This window comes from Sphingomonas sp. NY01, assembly GCF_038809135.1.
GTDB classification, from domain to species: domain Bacteria; phylum Pseudomonadota; class Alphaproteobacteria; order Sphingomonadales; family Sphingomonadaceae; genus Sphingomonas; species Sphingomonas carotinifaciens.
This window is the reverse complement of sequence record NZ_CP101722.1, coordinates 1,299,447-1,313,531: the sequence shown is the minus strand read 5'-3', so window position 1 is coordinate 1,313,531 and position 14,085 is coordinate 1,299,447. Positions and strand designations below refer to the sequence as shown.

Genomic DNA, 14,085 nt, shown 5'->3' with positions numbered 1-14,085 from the left:
CGCCGCCGGTGCAAGACGTGGCGCGCGCACGAAAGGTGCCATGCCGGCCGTAACCCCTTGACCGTCGCGCCTGCCCTGCCATCATGAACATGTCATAAAAGCTCTCATGTCCGAAGAAAACGGACAGTGGTGCCGATGCTTTAGCGAGTAGGATCAATGGTGCCGACTTCCCGTTCCTTTATGGCCAATCTTCGGGCGGATGTCCCGGCCTCGATCGTGGTGGCGCTGGTCGCCCTGCCCCTGTGCCTGGGCATCGCACTGGCATCCGGGGCGCCGCTTTTCTCGGGCCTGATCGCGGGGATCGTCGGCGGACTGGTCGTCGGCTTCGTGTCGAAATCGCCCCTGTCGGTCAGCGGGCCGGCGGCCGGGCTCACCGTGATCGTGCTGGAAGCGATCGAGCGGATGCCCAACTACCAGATCTTTCTGGTCGCGGTGATGCTGGCAGGCGTGCTGCAACTGGGTTTCTCCTTCACCCGCGCCGGCATCCTGGCGGAATTCGTCCCCTCCTCCGTCATCACCGGCATGCTGGCCGCGATCGGCCTGATCCTGATCCTGAAGCAGGTGCCCCACCTCGTCGGCTATGACGGCGATTTCGAGGGCAGCTTCGAATTCGCCACCGCATCGGGCGGCAACACCTTTACCGACCTGTGGACCAGCGTGACCAGCGACGTCACGCCCGGCGCGATCGTCATCGGCGTCGTCTGCCTGCTCTTCCTGTTCACCTGGGACGCGTACCGTCCCAAGCAGGGCCTGCTGCGCTTCGTGCCCGGCCCGCTGCTCGTGGTGGTGATCGGCGTCGTCGGCAATGCGCTGCTCGGCGCGACCGTGCCGGGCTGGCAACTGGGCGCAAAGCATCTGGTGCAGGTGCCGGTCGCGGGCAGCCCGGCGGAGTTTGTCGGCCTGTTCCGCATGCCCGATTTCAGCGGCCTGACCATGGGCGTGGTGTGGACCAGCGCGGTGACGCTGGCGATCGTCGCCAGCCTGGAATCGCTCCTGAGCGTCAAGGCGGTGGACGAGATCGACCCGCGCCGCCGCACCACCGACAAGAACTGGGAGCTGATGGCGCAGGGCAGCGGCAACATCGTGTCCGGCCTGCTCGGCGGCCTGCCCGTCACCTCGGTGATCGTCCGCTCCTCGGCCAATGTCGATGCCGGCGCCGAAAGCAAGCTGTCCGCGATGCTGCACGCGCTCTGGCTGCTCCTGTCGGTCGCGCTGATCCCGGTGATGCTGAACCTGATCCCGCTCTCGGCGCTCGCCGCGGTGCTGATCGCCACCGGCTACAAGCTGACCAAGCCCAAGCTGTTTACCGAGCGGTTCAAGCAGGGCTGGACGCAGTTCGTGCCCTTTGTCGCCACCGTGCTGGCGATCCTGTTCACCGACCTCCTGATCGGCATCCTGATCGGCCTGGCCGTCGGCTTCGTCTTCGTCGTCGCCCGCAACTTCCGCACCGCCATCACCTTCGCATGCGAAGGCGAGGACTGCCTGATCCGCGCCCGCCGCAATCTGTACTTCATCCACAAATATGAACTGCAACAGCAGCTTGCCCGCGTACCCGACGGCGCGAACCTGCTGATCGACCTGTCCTCCACGTCGTATGTCGACCTCGACAACGTCGACATCATCAACGCCTTCATCAAGGGCGCCGCCTACCGCGACATCGACGTGATCGTCCGCGGCGACATCGCCGAGCGCAGCGCGCCGCTCATCAACGCCCCCATCGCCGGAGTGCGCTTCGCATGAGAGAATACAAGCAGCTCCTACTCGCCAACAAGGCGTGGGCGACCGAACTGATCGAGGAAAAGGCGGACTTTTTCGAACGCCAGACGGCGGGGCAGAAGCCCGATTTCCTGTGGATCGGCTGTTCGGACAGTCGCGTCACGCCCGAGCGGATGACGATGACCCCGCCGGGCGGCATGTTCCTGCACAGGAACATCGCTAACCTCGTCCATGACGACGATCTGAACCTGTTGTCGGTGGTGCAATATGCCGTCGACGTGCTGAAGGTCCGCCACGTCATCCTGTGCGGCCATCATGGGTGCGGCGGGGTGCAGGCGGCCCTGTCGGGCGGGACCAGCGGCCCGGTCAATACCTGGCTGGGCAATGCCCGCGACGTGCTGCACCGCCACCGTGCCGAGATCGATGCCGAACCGACCGAGGACGGCAAGGTCAACCGCCTGGTCGAGCTGAACGTCCGCGACCAGTTGATGCATCTCGCGCGCATCGACATCATCCAGAACGCCTTCCGCGAAGGACGCGAACTTTGGCTGCACGGCTGGGTCTACGACATGCGCGACGGCCATATCAAAACGCTGATGGAAATCGATGCCAGCACCGAATTGAGCGCGGTCGGCAACCCCGACAAGGTTCTGGTATAATCCGGTCAGCCACCGTCAGGCGGTCACGCCCGACAGTGGCTTTCCTCTTCACCCCGGCAATCGGAAGTTCACGCGCTGCGTCGTCGCGCCGCAACCCAGGCTGCCATCGGGCCGATAGGTCTTGGCATAGCGTGCCGCGCTAAACATCTTCGTGCCCGCCTTTGAAAAGACGAAGGGCGGATAGCTGAGCAGCGTGCGGGCATTGGCCACACTGCCATCCGCCTTCACGTCATATTGCAGCTGCGTCCACCCCTCGAACCCCCAGCGCAGTGCGTCCGTCGGAAAATCATTGGCGCCGAAGCTGGAGAGTTGCTTGGGCGGTGCATCCATGATGCTGCACTGGTTCGCCGACAGCCCGGTGCGATCGAACGCCGCCCTTGCCGCCGTCCCGTCGCCACGCGACTGCGCCAGCGAGGCGAGACGAACCAGCGCCCCCACCTTCAGCGGGTCATTGGCCGCCAGGGCGCCATCGTCGGCCACCTGCCGCAACAGCGGCTCGCTTTCCGCGCCCCTCTTGCGATCGCGATCGGCGATCATCAGCCGCAGCGCGGCGCGCGCCTGTGGATCGCCGGCATAGACGGGGTCGGTCAGCATCGGCTCGACCGCACGCCGGAAGCGGCCGGGCTTCCACAGATCGGGTGCGTCGGCGGTCAACATCGTCATCGCATAATTGAGCCTGACCGGGGCCGGCGCGCCCGCCGCCGTCGCGATCGCCAGCGCACGGGTGGCCAGCGGCTTCTTCTCCGCGTCCGGCACCATGGCGTTGGTGAGCAGCGCCTGGATCGCGCCCAGCGCCGCCAGCGACTCCGCCCCCTTGCCTGCGTCTGCCTGGCGCAGGGCCTCGCGCTGTGCGGCCAGCGTGGCGGGGCCCGGCCGCTCCGGATAGGGGGCCACCGTCACGCCCTTGCCTTCCAGCCACGCCACCGCTTCGCTATCCAGCTCTCCCCCGATCGAGGGCCGCGAAAAGGCGGTCGAACACCGCATCTCGACGCGCATATTATAGCGGTAAAAGGCCGGCAGCGTCTTGATCTGCTCCGGATTCCACCACCAGTCCTGGACGATCCGGGCAAAGGCCAGTGCCTTTTCCCCGCCGCCCGAGGCATAGATAGGCGTGGCCTGGATCACCGTGCCGTCGTCGCCGATGCTGAATTCCACGACGCCGACATCCTCGGGGCGCAGGTCCGCCTCGCCGCCACAGTCCGGGGCCTTCATCTGGGCACCGGGCGAGAACTCGCCCTTGGTGGAGCGCCCGGCGCCGGTATAGGCGAGATATTCGCGCGCTTCCTCCTCATGCCCGCCAAGCAGCGCGGCGATCGCCGTATCGGACCGGGCGGACACGTCCAGCAGGTCGGTGCGGTTGGTGATCCCGCCCAGCAGTTGCACCGCGGCCTTGCCGTCGCGTCGTGCCACCTCGAAATCACCCTGATTCATGTGCAGCATCGCCCGGCGCCGCATGAACAAAGCCCGCGAAGCATTGTCGACCGACGCGGTCTTCAAAACCGCATCGGCCCGGTCCAGCGTCGCCCCGGCGGCGGCCGGATCGGTGAAAATCTGCGCCTGGGACAGCCCGAGCAACGCGATCAGCATATCGGCGGGGACGATCGCATTCTTCTCCGCCTGCGCATATTCGGCGGCGGCGCCCGCATAATCGAACGCATCGGCGGCGATCCGGCCCAGCATCGCATGCGCCTTGGACCGGTCCTCCGCCAGCGAGGCGTCATCGGTGGGCAAGCCCGCCAGCCCGGTGCGGATCATCGCCAGCGCCTCGTCCCGCCGCCCGAGGCGAAACAGCGCGCCGCCCCGGCGAACCTGCACGATCGCCCGGCTGCGGCTGCCCGGCTTCGTGCGCGGCTCCAGCTTTTCCCAAGCCGCCAGCGCCGCGGCATTGTCCTTGCCCGCGTCGAGCGCGGTGGCCGCGTCGTAATCCTGCTGGACACTGCCGGTCGCAGGCTGCTGTTGCGCGGAAACCGCGCTGCCCGTGAGCAGCGCTGCCGCGATCAGCGCGCGCGCGGTGGTGAAATCGTGCATCCCCCATGGCCCTCCCAAACCTCGTCGCCCGAGGTCTGAACCATTCGAAAGGATAACGCCAGAGGGTCTGTAAGCCGGGTTCTGTCCACCGGCCACAAGGCCGGATGGGCGACCATTCGTCTAGGACGACGCTTGCGCGCCGCCTCAAGCAACCAACCCGGACGGCGGGCGGGAACACGCCCCGGACCATGAAGGTCCATGCCATCCCTATTCGGTCTTGCTCCCGGTGGGGTTTGCCGTGCCGTCCCTGTTACCAGGGCCGCGGTGCGCTCTTGCCGCACCCTTTCACCTTGACCTGCCCGAAGGCTTCGTCCCGAAGGATTGGGTCGTCTGCTCTCTGTTGCACTGTCCCTGGGGTCGCCCCCGCCGGGCGTTACCCGGCACCGTTGTTCCGCGGAGCCCGGACTTTCCTCGCCTCCATCGCTGGAGCCGCGGCCGCCCGACCCTCTGGCGGGGCGGGCTGTAGCGGCATGAGGGCGCGCTGACCAGAGCTATCCGACCAGCGCCGCGATCCAGCCCCGCGCCGGGTTGGCGGGATCGGCGAGCAGCTTGATCGTCAAGGCGATCGACATGACGACCAGCAGCGGCCGCACCCCCCGCCCGCCGAAGCGCATCGCCAGCCGCGCGCCGATCAGGTTGCCCGCGACATTGGCCGCCGCCATGCCCAGCCCCAGCATCCACAACATCTGCCCGCCCGCGATCATCGCCAGCACTCCGGCAAGGTTGGTCGCCAGGTTCAGGAACTTGGTATTGGCGATCGCGCGCACCAGCCCCAGCCCGCCCAGCGCGACCAGCGCGGTCGTGATGAACGATCCCGTGCCCGGCCCGAAAAAGCCGTCGTAAAAGCCGATGACGCTCACCACCCCGGTCAGCCCGATCCGCCCCAGCCGCGCATGGCGATCCACATCGCTCATCGGCGGCGACAGCAGGAAGTAGAGCGCCATCACGATCAACAGCACCGGCACCAGCCCGGCGAGGAAACCGGGATCGATATACTGCACGGCGGTGGCCCCGGCGACCGACCCGGCAAAGGCGCCGATCGCCGGCACGGTGAAGCGGTGCAGATCGACATGCCCGCCGCGCCGGTAGGCGAGAAACGCCGAGCCCGTCCCGATCGCGCTCTGCAGCTTGTTGGTCGCCAGCGCGGAAACCGGCGGCACGCCCGCCGCCAGCAGCGCCGGAATGGTCAGCAGCCCCCCGCCCCCGGCCATTGCGTCGATCGTGCCGGCGAACAGCGCGACCGTCATCAGGAACAGGATGGCGTCCAGCGTCAGGTGCATGGGGGCTCGCTGGTCCGTTCCAGCTCGGCGATCTCGAAGTCGTAGCGGGTCCAGCCACGCTGGCGGGCGGCGTCGGCGGCGGCCGCCTGCTTGCCACGCGCTTCGGCCAGCGTCTTGGCGTGGCCCCAGAACACCTCGGTCTTGCCGTTCTGCAACACCGCCACGATGCGCCAATAATGGCTGAAAGTAGCGTTGGTCGGCCCGATCGTCTTCACATAGCCGTCGGGCATCGTGGCCGTCAGGTAGAATTTGCGGGCCATGGGCGCGTCAGTCGTCGCCCTGCGGCCGGGGCAGCAGCAGCGCGAGCAGGATCATCCGGCACTCGGCATCGATCTCGCCGTCTACCAGCTCGGGGCGGAAACGGCGCTGAAACGCCATGATCGCCGCCATCCGGTCGGTCACGTCATAGCCGAAGCGTTCCAGCGCCAGGCAGAAGCCGGCCTCCGTCCACATCGGGTCCATCAGGTTTCTGGTCGGCCGCGGCAGGGCTAGGCGCAGCCGCGCGAGTTGCCCCCAGGGAAACAGTTCGCCCGGATCGCGCTTGCGGGCGGGCGCGATGTCGGAATGGCCGACGATGTTGCCGCGGGTGATCGCGTACCGGTCCTTCAGGTCATGGACCAGGGCGATGACCGCGGCGATCTGCTCGTCGGGGAAGGGCCGATATCCCCAGTCATGGCCGGGATTGACGATCTCGATGCCGATGCTCGCCGAATTGACGTCGTCGACGCTGCGCCAGTGCGAGCGACCGGCGTGCCAGGCGCGCTTGTCGTCGTCCACCATGCGCAGGACCGTGCCGTCCTCCGCCACCAGATAATGGCACGACACCTTGGCCTCCGGATCGCGCAGCCGCTCGATCGCGGACTGCGCATCCTGCATGCCGGTATAATGCAGCACGATCATCGTGATGGGCAGCGAGCGCTCGTCGAAATTGGGCGACGGCGTGTCGATGATCGTCATCAGGCTTTCCCCGGCCACGCGCCTTGACCACGCGAGGCCCCGCGCATCGCGGGAATGGTGCGCGGCGTCAAGCGGCCTTGGCGGCGCTCCGTCCCCCGCCGGAGCAACCCTCGGCCGGTTGATAGAATCCGCGAAAGCGGCCGCTCGGCTCGAACCGGTCGGTCTGGCCGATCACCGTCTCGCCCGCGCCCAGCACCAGCAGCCCGCCCGGCGCTAGCGCATGGGCCAGCCGGTCGAACGCGCCGGCCTTTGGCACCGGGTTGAGGTACAGCATGACGTTGCGGCACAGGATCAGGTCGAACGCGCCGCCCGGCGGGCGATCGGCGACCAGGTTGATCTGGCGAAACGCGATGTGGCGCAGGAGTTCGGGGCGCGCGGTCCACTCGCTGCCGTCGCCCTCGAACCAGCGCATCATCCGCCGGATGGGCAGGCCGCGCTGGATCTCGAACTGCGAAAACCGCCCCGATCGGGCGCGGGCCAGCGCGGCGGTGGAAATGTCGCTGGCGACGATCTCGGGCATGGGTGCGCCGGTCGCCTCCTGCCGCTCGGCGAACAGCATCGCCAGCGACAGCGGCTCCTGTCCCGTAGAGCATCCGGCGCTCCAGATGCGCACCCGGCGCCCCTGCTCTTCGGCGGCGGTGACCGCCTCCACCATCATGTCGAACACCGCGGTGTCGCGAAAGAACGAGGTTTCCTGGTTCACCAGCGCATCGACGATATGCCCGGCGAGCGCCGGATCGCGCCCGTCGAGCAGGCGCGCGACCAGATCGTCCAGCGTGTCGAGCCCGCGCGCGCGCATCAGCGGCGTCAGTGCGGCATCCATCCGGGTCGAACGATGGCTGGCGGTATGCTGTCCGGTGCGCACCTCCAGCAGCGCGGCCAGCACGTTGATCGCAGAGGCCGACATCACGGCCTCCGCCGGCTGGCGATCAGCGCACCGATCGCCTCGGGCGGCAGCACGGCGTCCGCGCCGCCATGATTGGCGACCGCGCCCGGCATGCCCCATACGACGGAGCTGGCACGGTCCTGCACCACCACCGCCCCGCCCGCCCCGCGCACCGCGCCCGCGCCCTCGGCCCCGTCCCGCCCCATGCCGCTCAGCACGACCGCCATCGCCCGCTCGCCATAGACCGCGGCAAGCGAGTGGAGCATCGGATCGACCGAGGGCATGCAGCCGCTAGCGACCGGCTCGTCGCTCAGGCGGATGGCCATGCCCCCCTCGCCCAGGCTGACGCAGTTGATATGGGCGTCGCCCGGTGCGACGATCAGGCGGCCGGGCCGGATGCGCATCCGGTCGACCGCGACATCGCATGGCCGGCCCGCGAGGACCGAGAGTTGCGCGGCGAAATAGGGAATGAACGACGCCGGCAGATGCTGCGTGACCAGCACCGGCAGGTGAAAGGATGCGGGCAGCGCACGCAGCACATGGCTGAGCGCATGGATGCCCCCGGTCGATGCGCCGATCGCCACGATGTCATAGGCATCCGCCCGCCCGGCCCGCGGTGTGACGGGGGCGGCGGCCGCGATCCGCAGCATCGGCTGCACGGTGCGCTGGCGCAGGCCGATCAGCCGCTCGATCAGCATCTCCGCGAAACGCCCGGACAACGCATGGCTGTGCGGCTTGACCAGCGTATCGGCCGCTCCCAGCGCCAGCGCCTGCACCGTCGCCACCGCCCCCTCGGTCGCCGCCGACGACACGATCAACACCCGCGCCCCCTGCCCCGCCACCAACAAATCCGGCAACGCGGTCAGCCCGTCCACGCCGGGCATCTCCAGGTCGAGCAGGATGACGTCGACGCGATTGGTCGCCAGAAACGCGCGCGCGGCGGCGGCGTGCGGCACCGATCCGGCCACCTGGAACGCGGGGTGCGCCTCCAGCAGCCGGCCGATCACCGCCCGCGCGACGGCGGAATCGTCCACCACCAGCACGCGGGTGGGCGGCTCGGCGCTTGAGGAAATCGGATCGGACGCCATGGCGGATCGCTCAAGGAAAAGAGGAAGCCCTACAGCCCGGTTCAGGCCATACCGACGATCTGCAGCTTGCTTTCCAGCGTGTCGCGGTCGAACGGCTTCATGATATATTCGTCGGCACCCGCCTCGATCGCGGCACGGATATGGGCCATGCCGTTCTCGGTCGTGCAGAACACGACGCGCGGACGCGGCCGGACATCGGCCTCGCGCAGCGCACGCAGGAAATCCATCCCGCTCATCACCGGCATGTTCCAGTCGAGCAGCACGACATCGGGCGCCGCGACCAGGCAGGCGTCCAGCGCCTCGCGCCCGTCCGCCGCCTCGCGCACGGTGAAATCCAGCGTCTCCAGGATGTGGCGGGCGACCTTGCGGATCACCTTGGAGTCATCGACGACGAGACAGGTCTTCATGGAAACGCCCTATAGGAGAAGGAGTACGCGTAGCCGCACGATAGAGCGGCAAGGGTAAGGACCGGGTTAACCCCGTTCAGGCCGCCTGCGCCGCGGGCGCCATGCTCGCCGGGATTAGCCGCGCCAGATCGAGGATCAGCAACGGCTCGCCGTCGCGCACCACCAGGCCCGATCCCGCACGCGCCCAGCCCTGGCGCAGCGCCAGGCCGGTGGACAGCGGCTGGCGCTCGAACAAGGCGATATCGTCCAGCGCATCGACCAGGATGGCGTAGAAATGCCCGTCCTGCTGCGTGATGACGGCGCGGCGCGCGGTGGCCGGCGTCGGGTCGAGCCCCAGGGCGATGCCGGTATCGATCACGGTGACCACACGGCTGCGCAGGGCGGCAAGGCCACGCACCGCCGCCTCCACCCGCGGCACCGCGACGACATCGCCGATATCGACAACCGAATCGACCTGGTCGGCATCGATGGCGATGCCCTTGCCGGCGACATAGGCGATCAGGAAAAGCTGCATCAGCGGGCTCCCGCACGGGCGCTGTGATCCGCCAGCGCCGCGATCAGCGCGGGGCGGTCGTAGCGATAGATGCTGTCGGCGCAGGCGCCCACCGCCTCGCGCTCGCGACGCAGGCGCAGGACGGGGGTGTCGCTGGCGGCGGCCGGCGCCTCGCCATCCTCCATCACCAGCGCGACCACCGGCCGTTCGCCCGGTGCCAGCCGGCTGGTGCAGCGATAGCCTTGCGCCTCCAGCGCGGGGCGCAGGAACGTGTCCATCCACGGCGATCCGTCGCCCTGCAACAGGCACAGGGGCGCGACGCCCGTGCCCACATCGATATCGGCGAACAGCGCCAGCGGGTCGATCACCTCCACCTGCTCGCCCGCAATCACGGTGACGCCGAGCACGGGACCGGCCACGCCGCGCGCCGGTGCGATCTCGGCCTGCAACTGCACGATCTCGATCGCCTCGGCGATGGCATAGGCGGTCTCGGCATGGCCGTCGGTCAGGCGCAGCACCGCGACCTCGACCAGCCCGTCCAGCGGCGCGATATGGTGCAGCGGGATCAGCGTGTCGCCCAGCGCCAGCCGCATCCGCCCGGCCGTGCGCCGGATGGCGGAGGTCGGCACGGTATCGACCCGGTCGATCGCGCCCAGCGGGATGGCGCGGCGTGCCCCGTCCAGATCGTCGAACAGCAGGGCGCTCACCCCTTGCGCGGCGGCATCGGCATTCTCGGTTTCCACGGCCACCGCCCGGTGGAAGCGCAGGCCCGCGACGGTCGCCAGTCCGGCGCTGTCCAGCAACAGCATCGGCAGGCCGCTGTCGGGCAGCGTCTGCCCGGCATACAGCCCGGTCGCCATCACCACCGGCGCGGCAGGCTTTACCACCACTTCCTCGGCATCCAGCACCGAATCGATGCCCAGCGCATAATCGCCGTCGCGCGTCGCGACGATCGCCAGCGAGGCGAGCTGCCCGCCCTCGATCCCCAGGAAATCCGCCAGCGGCAGCAGCGGCAGGCGCCGGCCGCGCACGGTGGCGACCGCGGCATCGCCCACCATGTCGATCCTGACCTGGTCGCCCCGGATCGCCACGATCTCCTCGATCGCCTGACGCGCCACCGCAAAGCGCTGGCCGCCGGCGCCCAGCACGATGGTGGAGATGATCGACAGGGTCAGCGGCACATGGATCACCAGTCCCAGCCCGCGCCCCGGCTGGTTGTTGATCGAGATGCGCCCGCCGATATGTTCGATATTGGCGCGCACCACGTCCATGCCGACGCCGCGACCCGATACGGCGGAGGCCACGTCCCGGCTCGATAGCCCCGCCTCGAAGATCAGCTCCAGCCGCTGCGCCTCGGTCATGGCGGCGATCTCGGCCTCGCTGCGGATGCCGCACGCCACCGCCTTGGCGACGATGCGGTTCAAGTCGATGCCCGCGCCGTCATCGGTGATCTCGACCAGGATCTGGTTGCCCGACTGGCGCGCGGCGATGACGAGTTGCCCGGTCTCCGGCTTGCCCGCGGCGCGGCGTCTCGCTGGCGCCTCGATGCCATGGTCGATCGCGTTGCGCACGATATGCGCCAGCGGATCGCGCATCAGCTCGATCATCTCGCGGTCCAGCTCGACATCGGCGCCGTCGATGCGCAGCGCCACCGCCTTGCCCAGGTCCGCCGCGGTATCGCGTACCATGCGCGGCAGGGCGGAGAACAGCGCCTCGATCTTTTGCATGCGCGTGCGCGTCACCGTGTCGCGCATGTCGGCGACAGTCAGCGACAGCCGGTCCAGCGCGGCCTCCAGCCGCGGGTCCAGCGTCTCGTCGCGCAGCCGCCGCGCCAGCTCGTTGCGCGCCAGCACCATCTCGGACATGCCGCTCATCATCCGGTCGAGCAGATCGACGTTCAGGCGCACGCTGCGACTGGCGGTTCGCTGGCCGCTCGGCTGGCCGGCCGCCGCCACCGGCGCCACCTCCCCGCTGAGCGCCGCGATCAACAGGTCTTCCGACGAATCGTCCAGCCCGGCGCCGGCGTCGATCGCCTCGACGATCTCGCCGATCCGGTCGACGATCGCCAGCACCGCGTTCACCAGATGCGTGTCGGGCACGCGCGTGCCGTCGCGCACCGCGGCCAGCACGTCCTCGGCCGCATGGCTCAGCCGGGCGAGCCGCGGCAGGTCCAGAAAGCCGCAACTGCCCTTTACCGTATGGACGAAGCGGAAGATCGCATCGAGGCGCGCCCGGTCCGTGGGCGCCGCTTCCCAGGCGACGATCTCGCCCGACAACGCCTCCAGGGTTTCGCGCGTCTCGGCGATGAATTCCTGCAACAGGTCGTCCATGGGTCCTCGGTCAGCGCCTTGATCGCCAACGCTGTGGACCGCGACCCGTTAAGAGGCGGTTTAGGCGCGAAACCTGTCAGGATCTGTGCGGAAACGTGCCGAGGCACGGCTGGCGGTGCCCCGAAACGCGCTCTTTTGCGCGTTTTCAGCCAAACCCTCAGACCGCGCGCATCGCCGCGCCCAGGATCATCACCCCCTCGGCGGGCTCGGACACCAGCACCTGCCCGCTCGCCTCGGTCGCCAGCGTATGCACCAGGAACGCCGCCGCCCCGCGCGACGTCACCTCGCCGCTACCCTCGCCCTGCACCAGCGTCCGGCGCAGATCCGGGTCCAGCACGATCCGTGCGCCCTCGATCTTTACCACGATCTCGATCGCGGTATCGTGCACCTCGGCCCCCACATCGATGCGCCCGCCGCGCACCAGCGCCTCGACCCCGATCAGCGCCAGGTTCAGCAGGATCTTGACCGCGGGCTTGGGCAGTTGCGGCTCCTCCACTACCCAGCCCAGCGTCGTGCGACGATTGTCCGCCAGCAGCCCCTCGATCGCGGAACGCGCCTCGCGCATGTCGACCATGTCGCCAAAGCCGCCCGCCGCCCCGAACGCCAGGCGGAAGAATTTCAGCTTGTTGGCCGATGCCCGCGCGCTTTCCGCAAGCAGGTCCATGCACCGTGCGCGCATCGCCGGATCGGTTTCATCCGCCAGCAATTCCAGACCGTTGTTAAGCGCACCCACCGGGGACAGGAGATCGTGGCACAGCCGCGAACACAGCAGGCTCGCGAAATCCACCGGACTGACGGTCATGAATAATCCTTCCAACAGGATTGCCTATCTGACGGAGCCGCGGGGTCTTCGCAAGCGAGTGTGACGCGTGTGAACCGCCCATGCCGCTCACCTGCCGCCACCGCGCGCCAGGCGGTGACGGTATCGCCGGCCACCAGCAGCCACAGCCGCCCGTCGGGCAGCGCATCCTCGGCATCGCGCGGCGACGGCTCGGCGTGCCCGCTCGGGTGCGAGTGATAATGGCCGAGCACCGCCGGCCCCCCGCCGCGCGCCGCGCGATAGGCGGCGAGCAAGGCGGCCGGATCGATCTCGAACCGGGTCGCCGGCGTCGCGCTCACATTGTCGCACGCGCGCGCCTCCTGGATATGCGCACCCTCGCCCAGCAACAGGCCGCACACCTCGACCTTTGGCGATGCTGCCGCCGCCGCCCGGATTCTTTTCAGCGTATCGCTTGAAATCGTTACGGTCATGCGCACATCGGTACGGTATGGACCGGGGGGTTTCCATCCTTGAAGCGACGATCGCGCCTGCGGCTGACGGCTGGCGGCTGGATCGTGCGCTGGCGGACGCGGTGCCGACCTTGTCGAGAGAGCGCCTGAAGGTGCTGATCGCGAGCGGGGCGGTATCGCGTGACGGCGTGCTCGCCCGCGATCCCGCCAAGCGCGCCAGCAGCGGCGACCTGTTCCACGTCACGATCCCCAATCCCACCCTGCCGCATAACGAGGCGCAGGATATTCCCCTCGTCGTTGCCTATGAGGACGAGCATCTGATCGTCATCGACAAGCCGGCCGGGCTGGTCGTCCATCCCGCGGCCGGCAATCTCGACGGGACCTTGGTCAACGCGCTGCTCCATCATTGCGGTGGATCGCTGTCGGGCATCGGCGGCGTCGCGCGGCCCGGCATCGTCCATCGCATCGACAAGGACACCTCCGGCCTGATGGTCGCGGCCAAGACCGACCGCGCGCATGAGGGACTGGCCAAGCAGTTCGCCGCCCATTCGATCGACCGGCGCTACCGCGCGATCACCGGCGGTGTGCCGCGACCGGCCGAGGGCTCGGTCGACGCCCCACTGGCGCGCAGTCCGCAGAACCGCAAGAAGATGGCGATCGTGCCCGGTGGCAAGCGCGCGGTGACGCACTACCGGATGATGGAGCGGCTGCGCGACGCCGCCCTGGTCGAATGCCGGCTGGAGACGGGGCGCACGCATCAGGTGCGTGTGCACATGGCATCCATCGGCCACGCCTTGCTGGGCGACCCGGTTTATGGTAGAACAAAAGGTACACAGAAAGGGCTGCTCGAAACGCTCGGTTTCCGCCGACAGGCCTTGCACGCGGCGCATCTGGGGTTCATCCACCCCGTGAAATCTGTCGCTTTGGCGTTCGAAAGCCCGATGCCTGCCGATATGCAGGAACTGTTCAGTCAGCTTCACGTATAGCACGGAGCATACCGCATCGCCGAAA

14 protein-coding genes and 1 other RNA gene are annotated in these 14,085 nt (G+C 68.5%); 3 read left to right on the top strand and 12 right to left on the bottom strand.

Features of this window, described 5'->3' with window-relative positions:
• The first annotated feature begins 180 nt into the window (after positions 1 to 180).
• A complete protein-coding gene (locus tag NPJ82_RS06565) occupies positions 181 to 1,740 on the top strand; it encodes a SulP family inorganic anion transporter (RefSeq protein WP_342658757.1) in 1,560 nt (519 codons plus the stop codon).
• Entirely contained in the window at positions 1,737 to 2,375 is a 639-nt protein-coding gene (locus NPJ82_RS06560; RefSeq protein WP_342658756.1) for a carbonic anhydrase, read from the top strand. Before NPJ82_RS06565 ends, NPJ82_RS06560 begins: the two co-directional genes overlap by 4 nt.
• 48 nt (positions 2,376 to 2,423) lie before the next feature.
• Here NPJ82_RS06560 and NPJ82_RS06555 read toward each other — a convergent pair whose 3' ends face one another.
• From NPJ82_RS06555 to NPJ82_RS06500, 12 genes are all read right to left on the bottom strand, one after another.
• A complete protein-coding gene (locus tag NPJ82_RS06555; protein WP_342658755.1) occupies positions 2,424 to 4,403 on the bottom strand; it encodes a hypothetical protein in 1,980 nt (659 codons plus the stop codon).
• A gap of 54 nt (positions 4,404 to 4,457) precedes the next feature.
• Positions 4,458 to 4,854: RNase P RNA component class A (gene rnpB / locus NPJ82_RS06550), an RNA gene on the bottom strand.
• Positions 4,855 to 4,894: 40 nt separating this feature from the next.
• Positions 4,895 to 5,683, bottom strand: coding sequence for a TSUP family transporter (locus NPJ82_RS06545; RefSeq protein WP_342658754.1), 789 nt, complete (start codon positions 5,681 to 5,683; stop codon positions 4,895 to 4,897).
• The gene (locus tag NPJ82_RS06540; RefSeq protein WP_342658753.1) at positions 5,674 to 5,943 is read right to left on the bottom strand and encodes a hypothetical protein; all 270 of its coding nucleotides are present in this window, start codon (positions 5,941 to 5,943) and stop codon (positions 5,674 to 5,676) included. Before NPJ82_RS06540 ends, NPJ82_RS06545 begins: the two co-directional genes overlap by 10 nt.
• A 7-nt stretch (positions 5,944 to 5,950) precedes the next feature.
• Complete coding sequence (locus NPJ82_RS06535; protein ID WP_112382676.1) at positions 5,951 to 6,640, bottom strand: N-acetylmuramoyl-L-alanine amidase; 690 nt, start codon at positions 6,638 to 6,640, stop codon at positions 5,951 to 5,953.
• A 67-nt stretch (positions 6,641 to 6,707) separates the two neighbouring features.
• Positions 6,708 to 7,547: a CheR family methyltransferase gene (locus NPJ82_RS06530; protein WP_342658752.1), complete on the bottom strand. Its 840-nt coding sequence runs from the start codon at positions 7,545 to 7,547 to the stop codon at positions 6,708 to 6,710.
• Complete coding sequence (gene cheB / locus NPJ82_RS06525) at positions 7,547 to 8,614, bottom strand: chemotaxis-specific protein-glutamate methyltransferase CheB (RefSeq protein ID WP_342658751.1); 1,068 nt, start codon at positions 8,612 to 8,614, stop codon at positions 7,547 to 7,549. The genes NPJ82_RS06530 and cheB overlap by 1 nt, the downstream gene beginning before the upstream one ends.
• Before the next feature lie 41 nt (positions 8,615 to 8,655).
• Positions 8,656 to 9,021 (bottom strand): response regulator, encoded by a 366-nt coding sequence (locus NPJ82_RS06520; RefSeq protein WP_342658750.1) that lies wholly within the window; start codon positions 9,019 to 9,021, stop codon positions 8,656 to 8,658.
• Positions 9,022 to 9,097: 76 nt separating this feature from the next.
• Positions 9,098 to 9,535 (bottom strand): chemotaxis protein CheW, encoded by a 438-nt coding sequence (locus NPJ82_RS06515; protein WP_267347590.1) that lies wholly within the window; start codon positions 9,533 to 9,535, stop codon positions 9,098 to 9,100.
• Positions 9,535 to 11,844 (bottom strand): Hpt domain-containing protein, encoded by a 2,310-nt coding sequence (locus NPJ82_RS06510; protein ID WP_342658749.1) that lies wholly within the window; start codon positions 11,842 to 11,844, stop codon positions 9,535 to 9,537. The genes NPJ82_RS06515 and NPJ82_RS06510 overlap by 1 nt, the downstream gene beginning before the upstream one ends.
• A 157-nt stretch (positions 11,845 to 12,001) precedes the next feature.
• The gene (locus NPJ82_RS06505) at positions 12,002 to 12,646 is read right to left on the bottom strand and encodes a histidine phosphotransferase family protein (protein WP_342658748.1); all 645 of its coding nucleotides are present in this window, start codon (positions 12,644 to 12,646) and stop codon (positions 12,002 to 12,004) included.
• The gene (locus tag NPJ82_RS06500; protein WP_342658747.1) at positions 12,643 to 13,095 is read right to left on the bottom strand and encodes a M67 family metallopeptidase; all 453 of its coding nucleotides are present in this window, start codon (positions 13,093 to 13,095) and stop codon (positions 12,643 to 12,645) included. Before NPJ82_RS06500 ends, NPJ82_RS06505 begins: the two co-directional genes overlap by 4 nt.
• A 17-nt stretch (positions 13,096 to 13,112) precedes the next feature.
• On the opposite strand from NPJ82_RS06500, the gene NPJ82_RS06495 reads away from it, so the two are divergent.
• Positions 13,113 to 14,060 carry an RluA family pseudouridine synthase gene (locus tag NPJ82_RS06495; RefSeq protein ID WP_267347597.1) on the top strand — a complete coding sequence of 316 codons (948 nt, stop codon included), beginning with the start codon at positions 13,113 to 13,115 and terminating at the stop codon, positions 14,058 to 14,060.
• Positions 14,061 to 14,085 lie beyond the last annotated feature (25 nt).

Bases quoted from the DNA above. Each gene is read 5' to 3' on its own strand.
- NPJ82_RS06565 (WP_342658757.1), top strand. From the start codon at position 181: ATGGCCAATCTTCGGGCGGATGTCCCGGCCTCGATCGTGGTGGCGCTG.
- NPJ82_RS06560 (WP_342658756.1), top strand. From the start codon at position 1,737: ATGAGAGAATACAAGCAGCTCCTACTCGCCAACAAGGCGTGGGCGACC.
- NPJ82_RS06555 (WP_342658755.1), bottom strand. From the start codon at position 4,403: ATGCACGATTTCACCACCGCGCGCGCGCTGATCGCGGCAGCGCTGCTC.
- NPJ82_RS06545 (WP_342658754.1), bottom strand. From the start codon at position 5,683: ATGCACCTGACGCTGGACGCCATCCTGTTCCTGATGACGGTCGCGCTG.
- NPJ82_RS06540 (WP_342658753.1), bottom strand. From the start codon at position 5,943: ATGGCCCGCAAATTCTACCTGACGGCCACGATGCCCGACGGCTATGTG.
- NPJ82_RS06535 (WP_112382676.1), bottom strand. From the start codon at position 6,640: ATGACGATCATCGACACGCCGTCGCCCAATTTCGACGAGCGCTCGCTG.
- NPJ82_RS06530 (WP_342658752.1), bottom strand. From the start codon at position 7,547: ATGTCGGCCTCTGCGATCAACGTGCTGGCCGCGCTGCTGGAGGTGCGC.
- cheB (WP_342658751.1), bottom strand. From the start codon at position 8,614: ATGGCGTCCGATCCGATTTCCTCAAGCGCCGAGCCGCCCACCCGCGTG.
- NPJ82_RS06520 (WP_342658750.1), bottom strand. From the start codon at position 9,021: ATGAAGACCTGTCTCGTCGTCGATGACTCCAAGGTGATCCGCAAGGTC.
- NPJ82_RS06515 (WP_267347590.1), bottom strand. From the start codon at position 9,535: ATGCAGCTTTTCCTGATCGCCTATGTCGCCGGCAAGGGCATCGCCATC.
- NPJ82_RS06510 (WP_342658749.1), bottom strand. From the start codon at position 11,844: ATGGACGACCTGTTGCAGGAATTCATCGCCGAGACGCGCGAAACCCTG.
- NPJ82_RS06505 (WP_342658748.1), bottom strand. From the start codon at position 12,646: ATGACCGTCAGTCCGGTGGATTTCGCGAGCCTGCTGTGTTCGCGGCTG.
- NPJ82_RS06500 (WP_342658747.1), bottom strand. From the start codon at position 13,095: ATGACCGTAACGATTTCAAGCGATACGCTGAAAAGAATCCGGGCGGCG.
- NPJ82_RS06495 (WP_267347597.1), top strand. From the start codon at position 13,113: ATGGACCGGGGGGTTTCCATCCTTGAAGCGACGATCGCGCCTGCGGCT.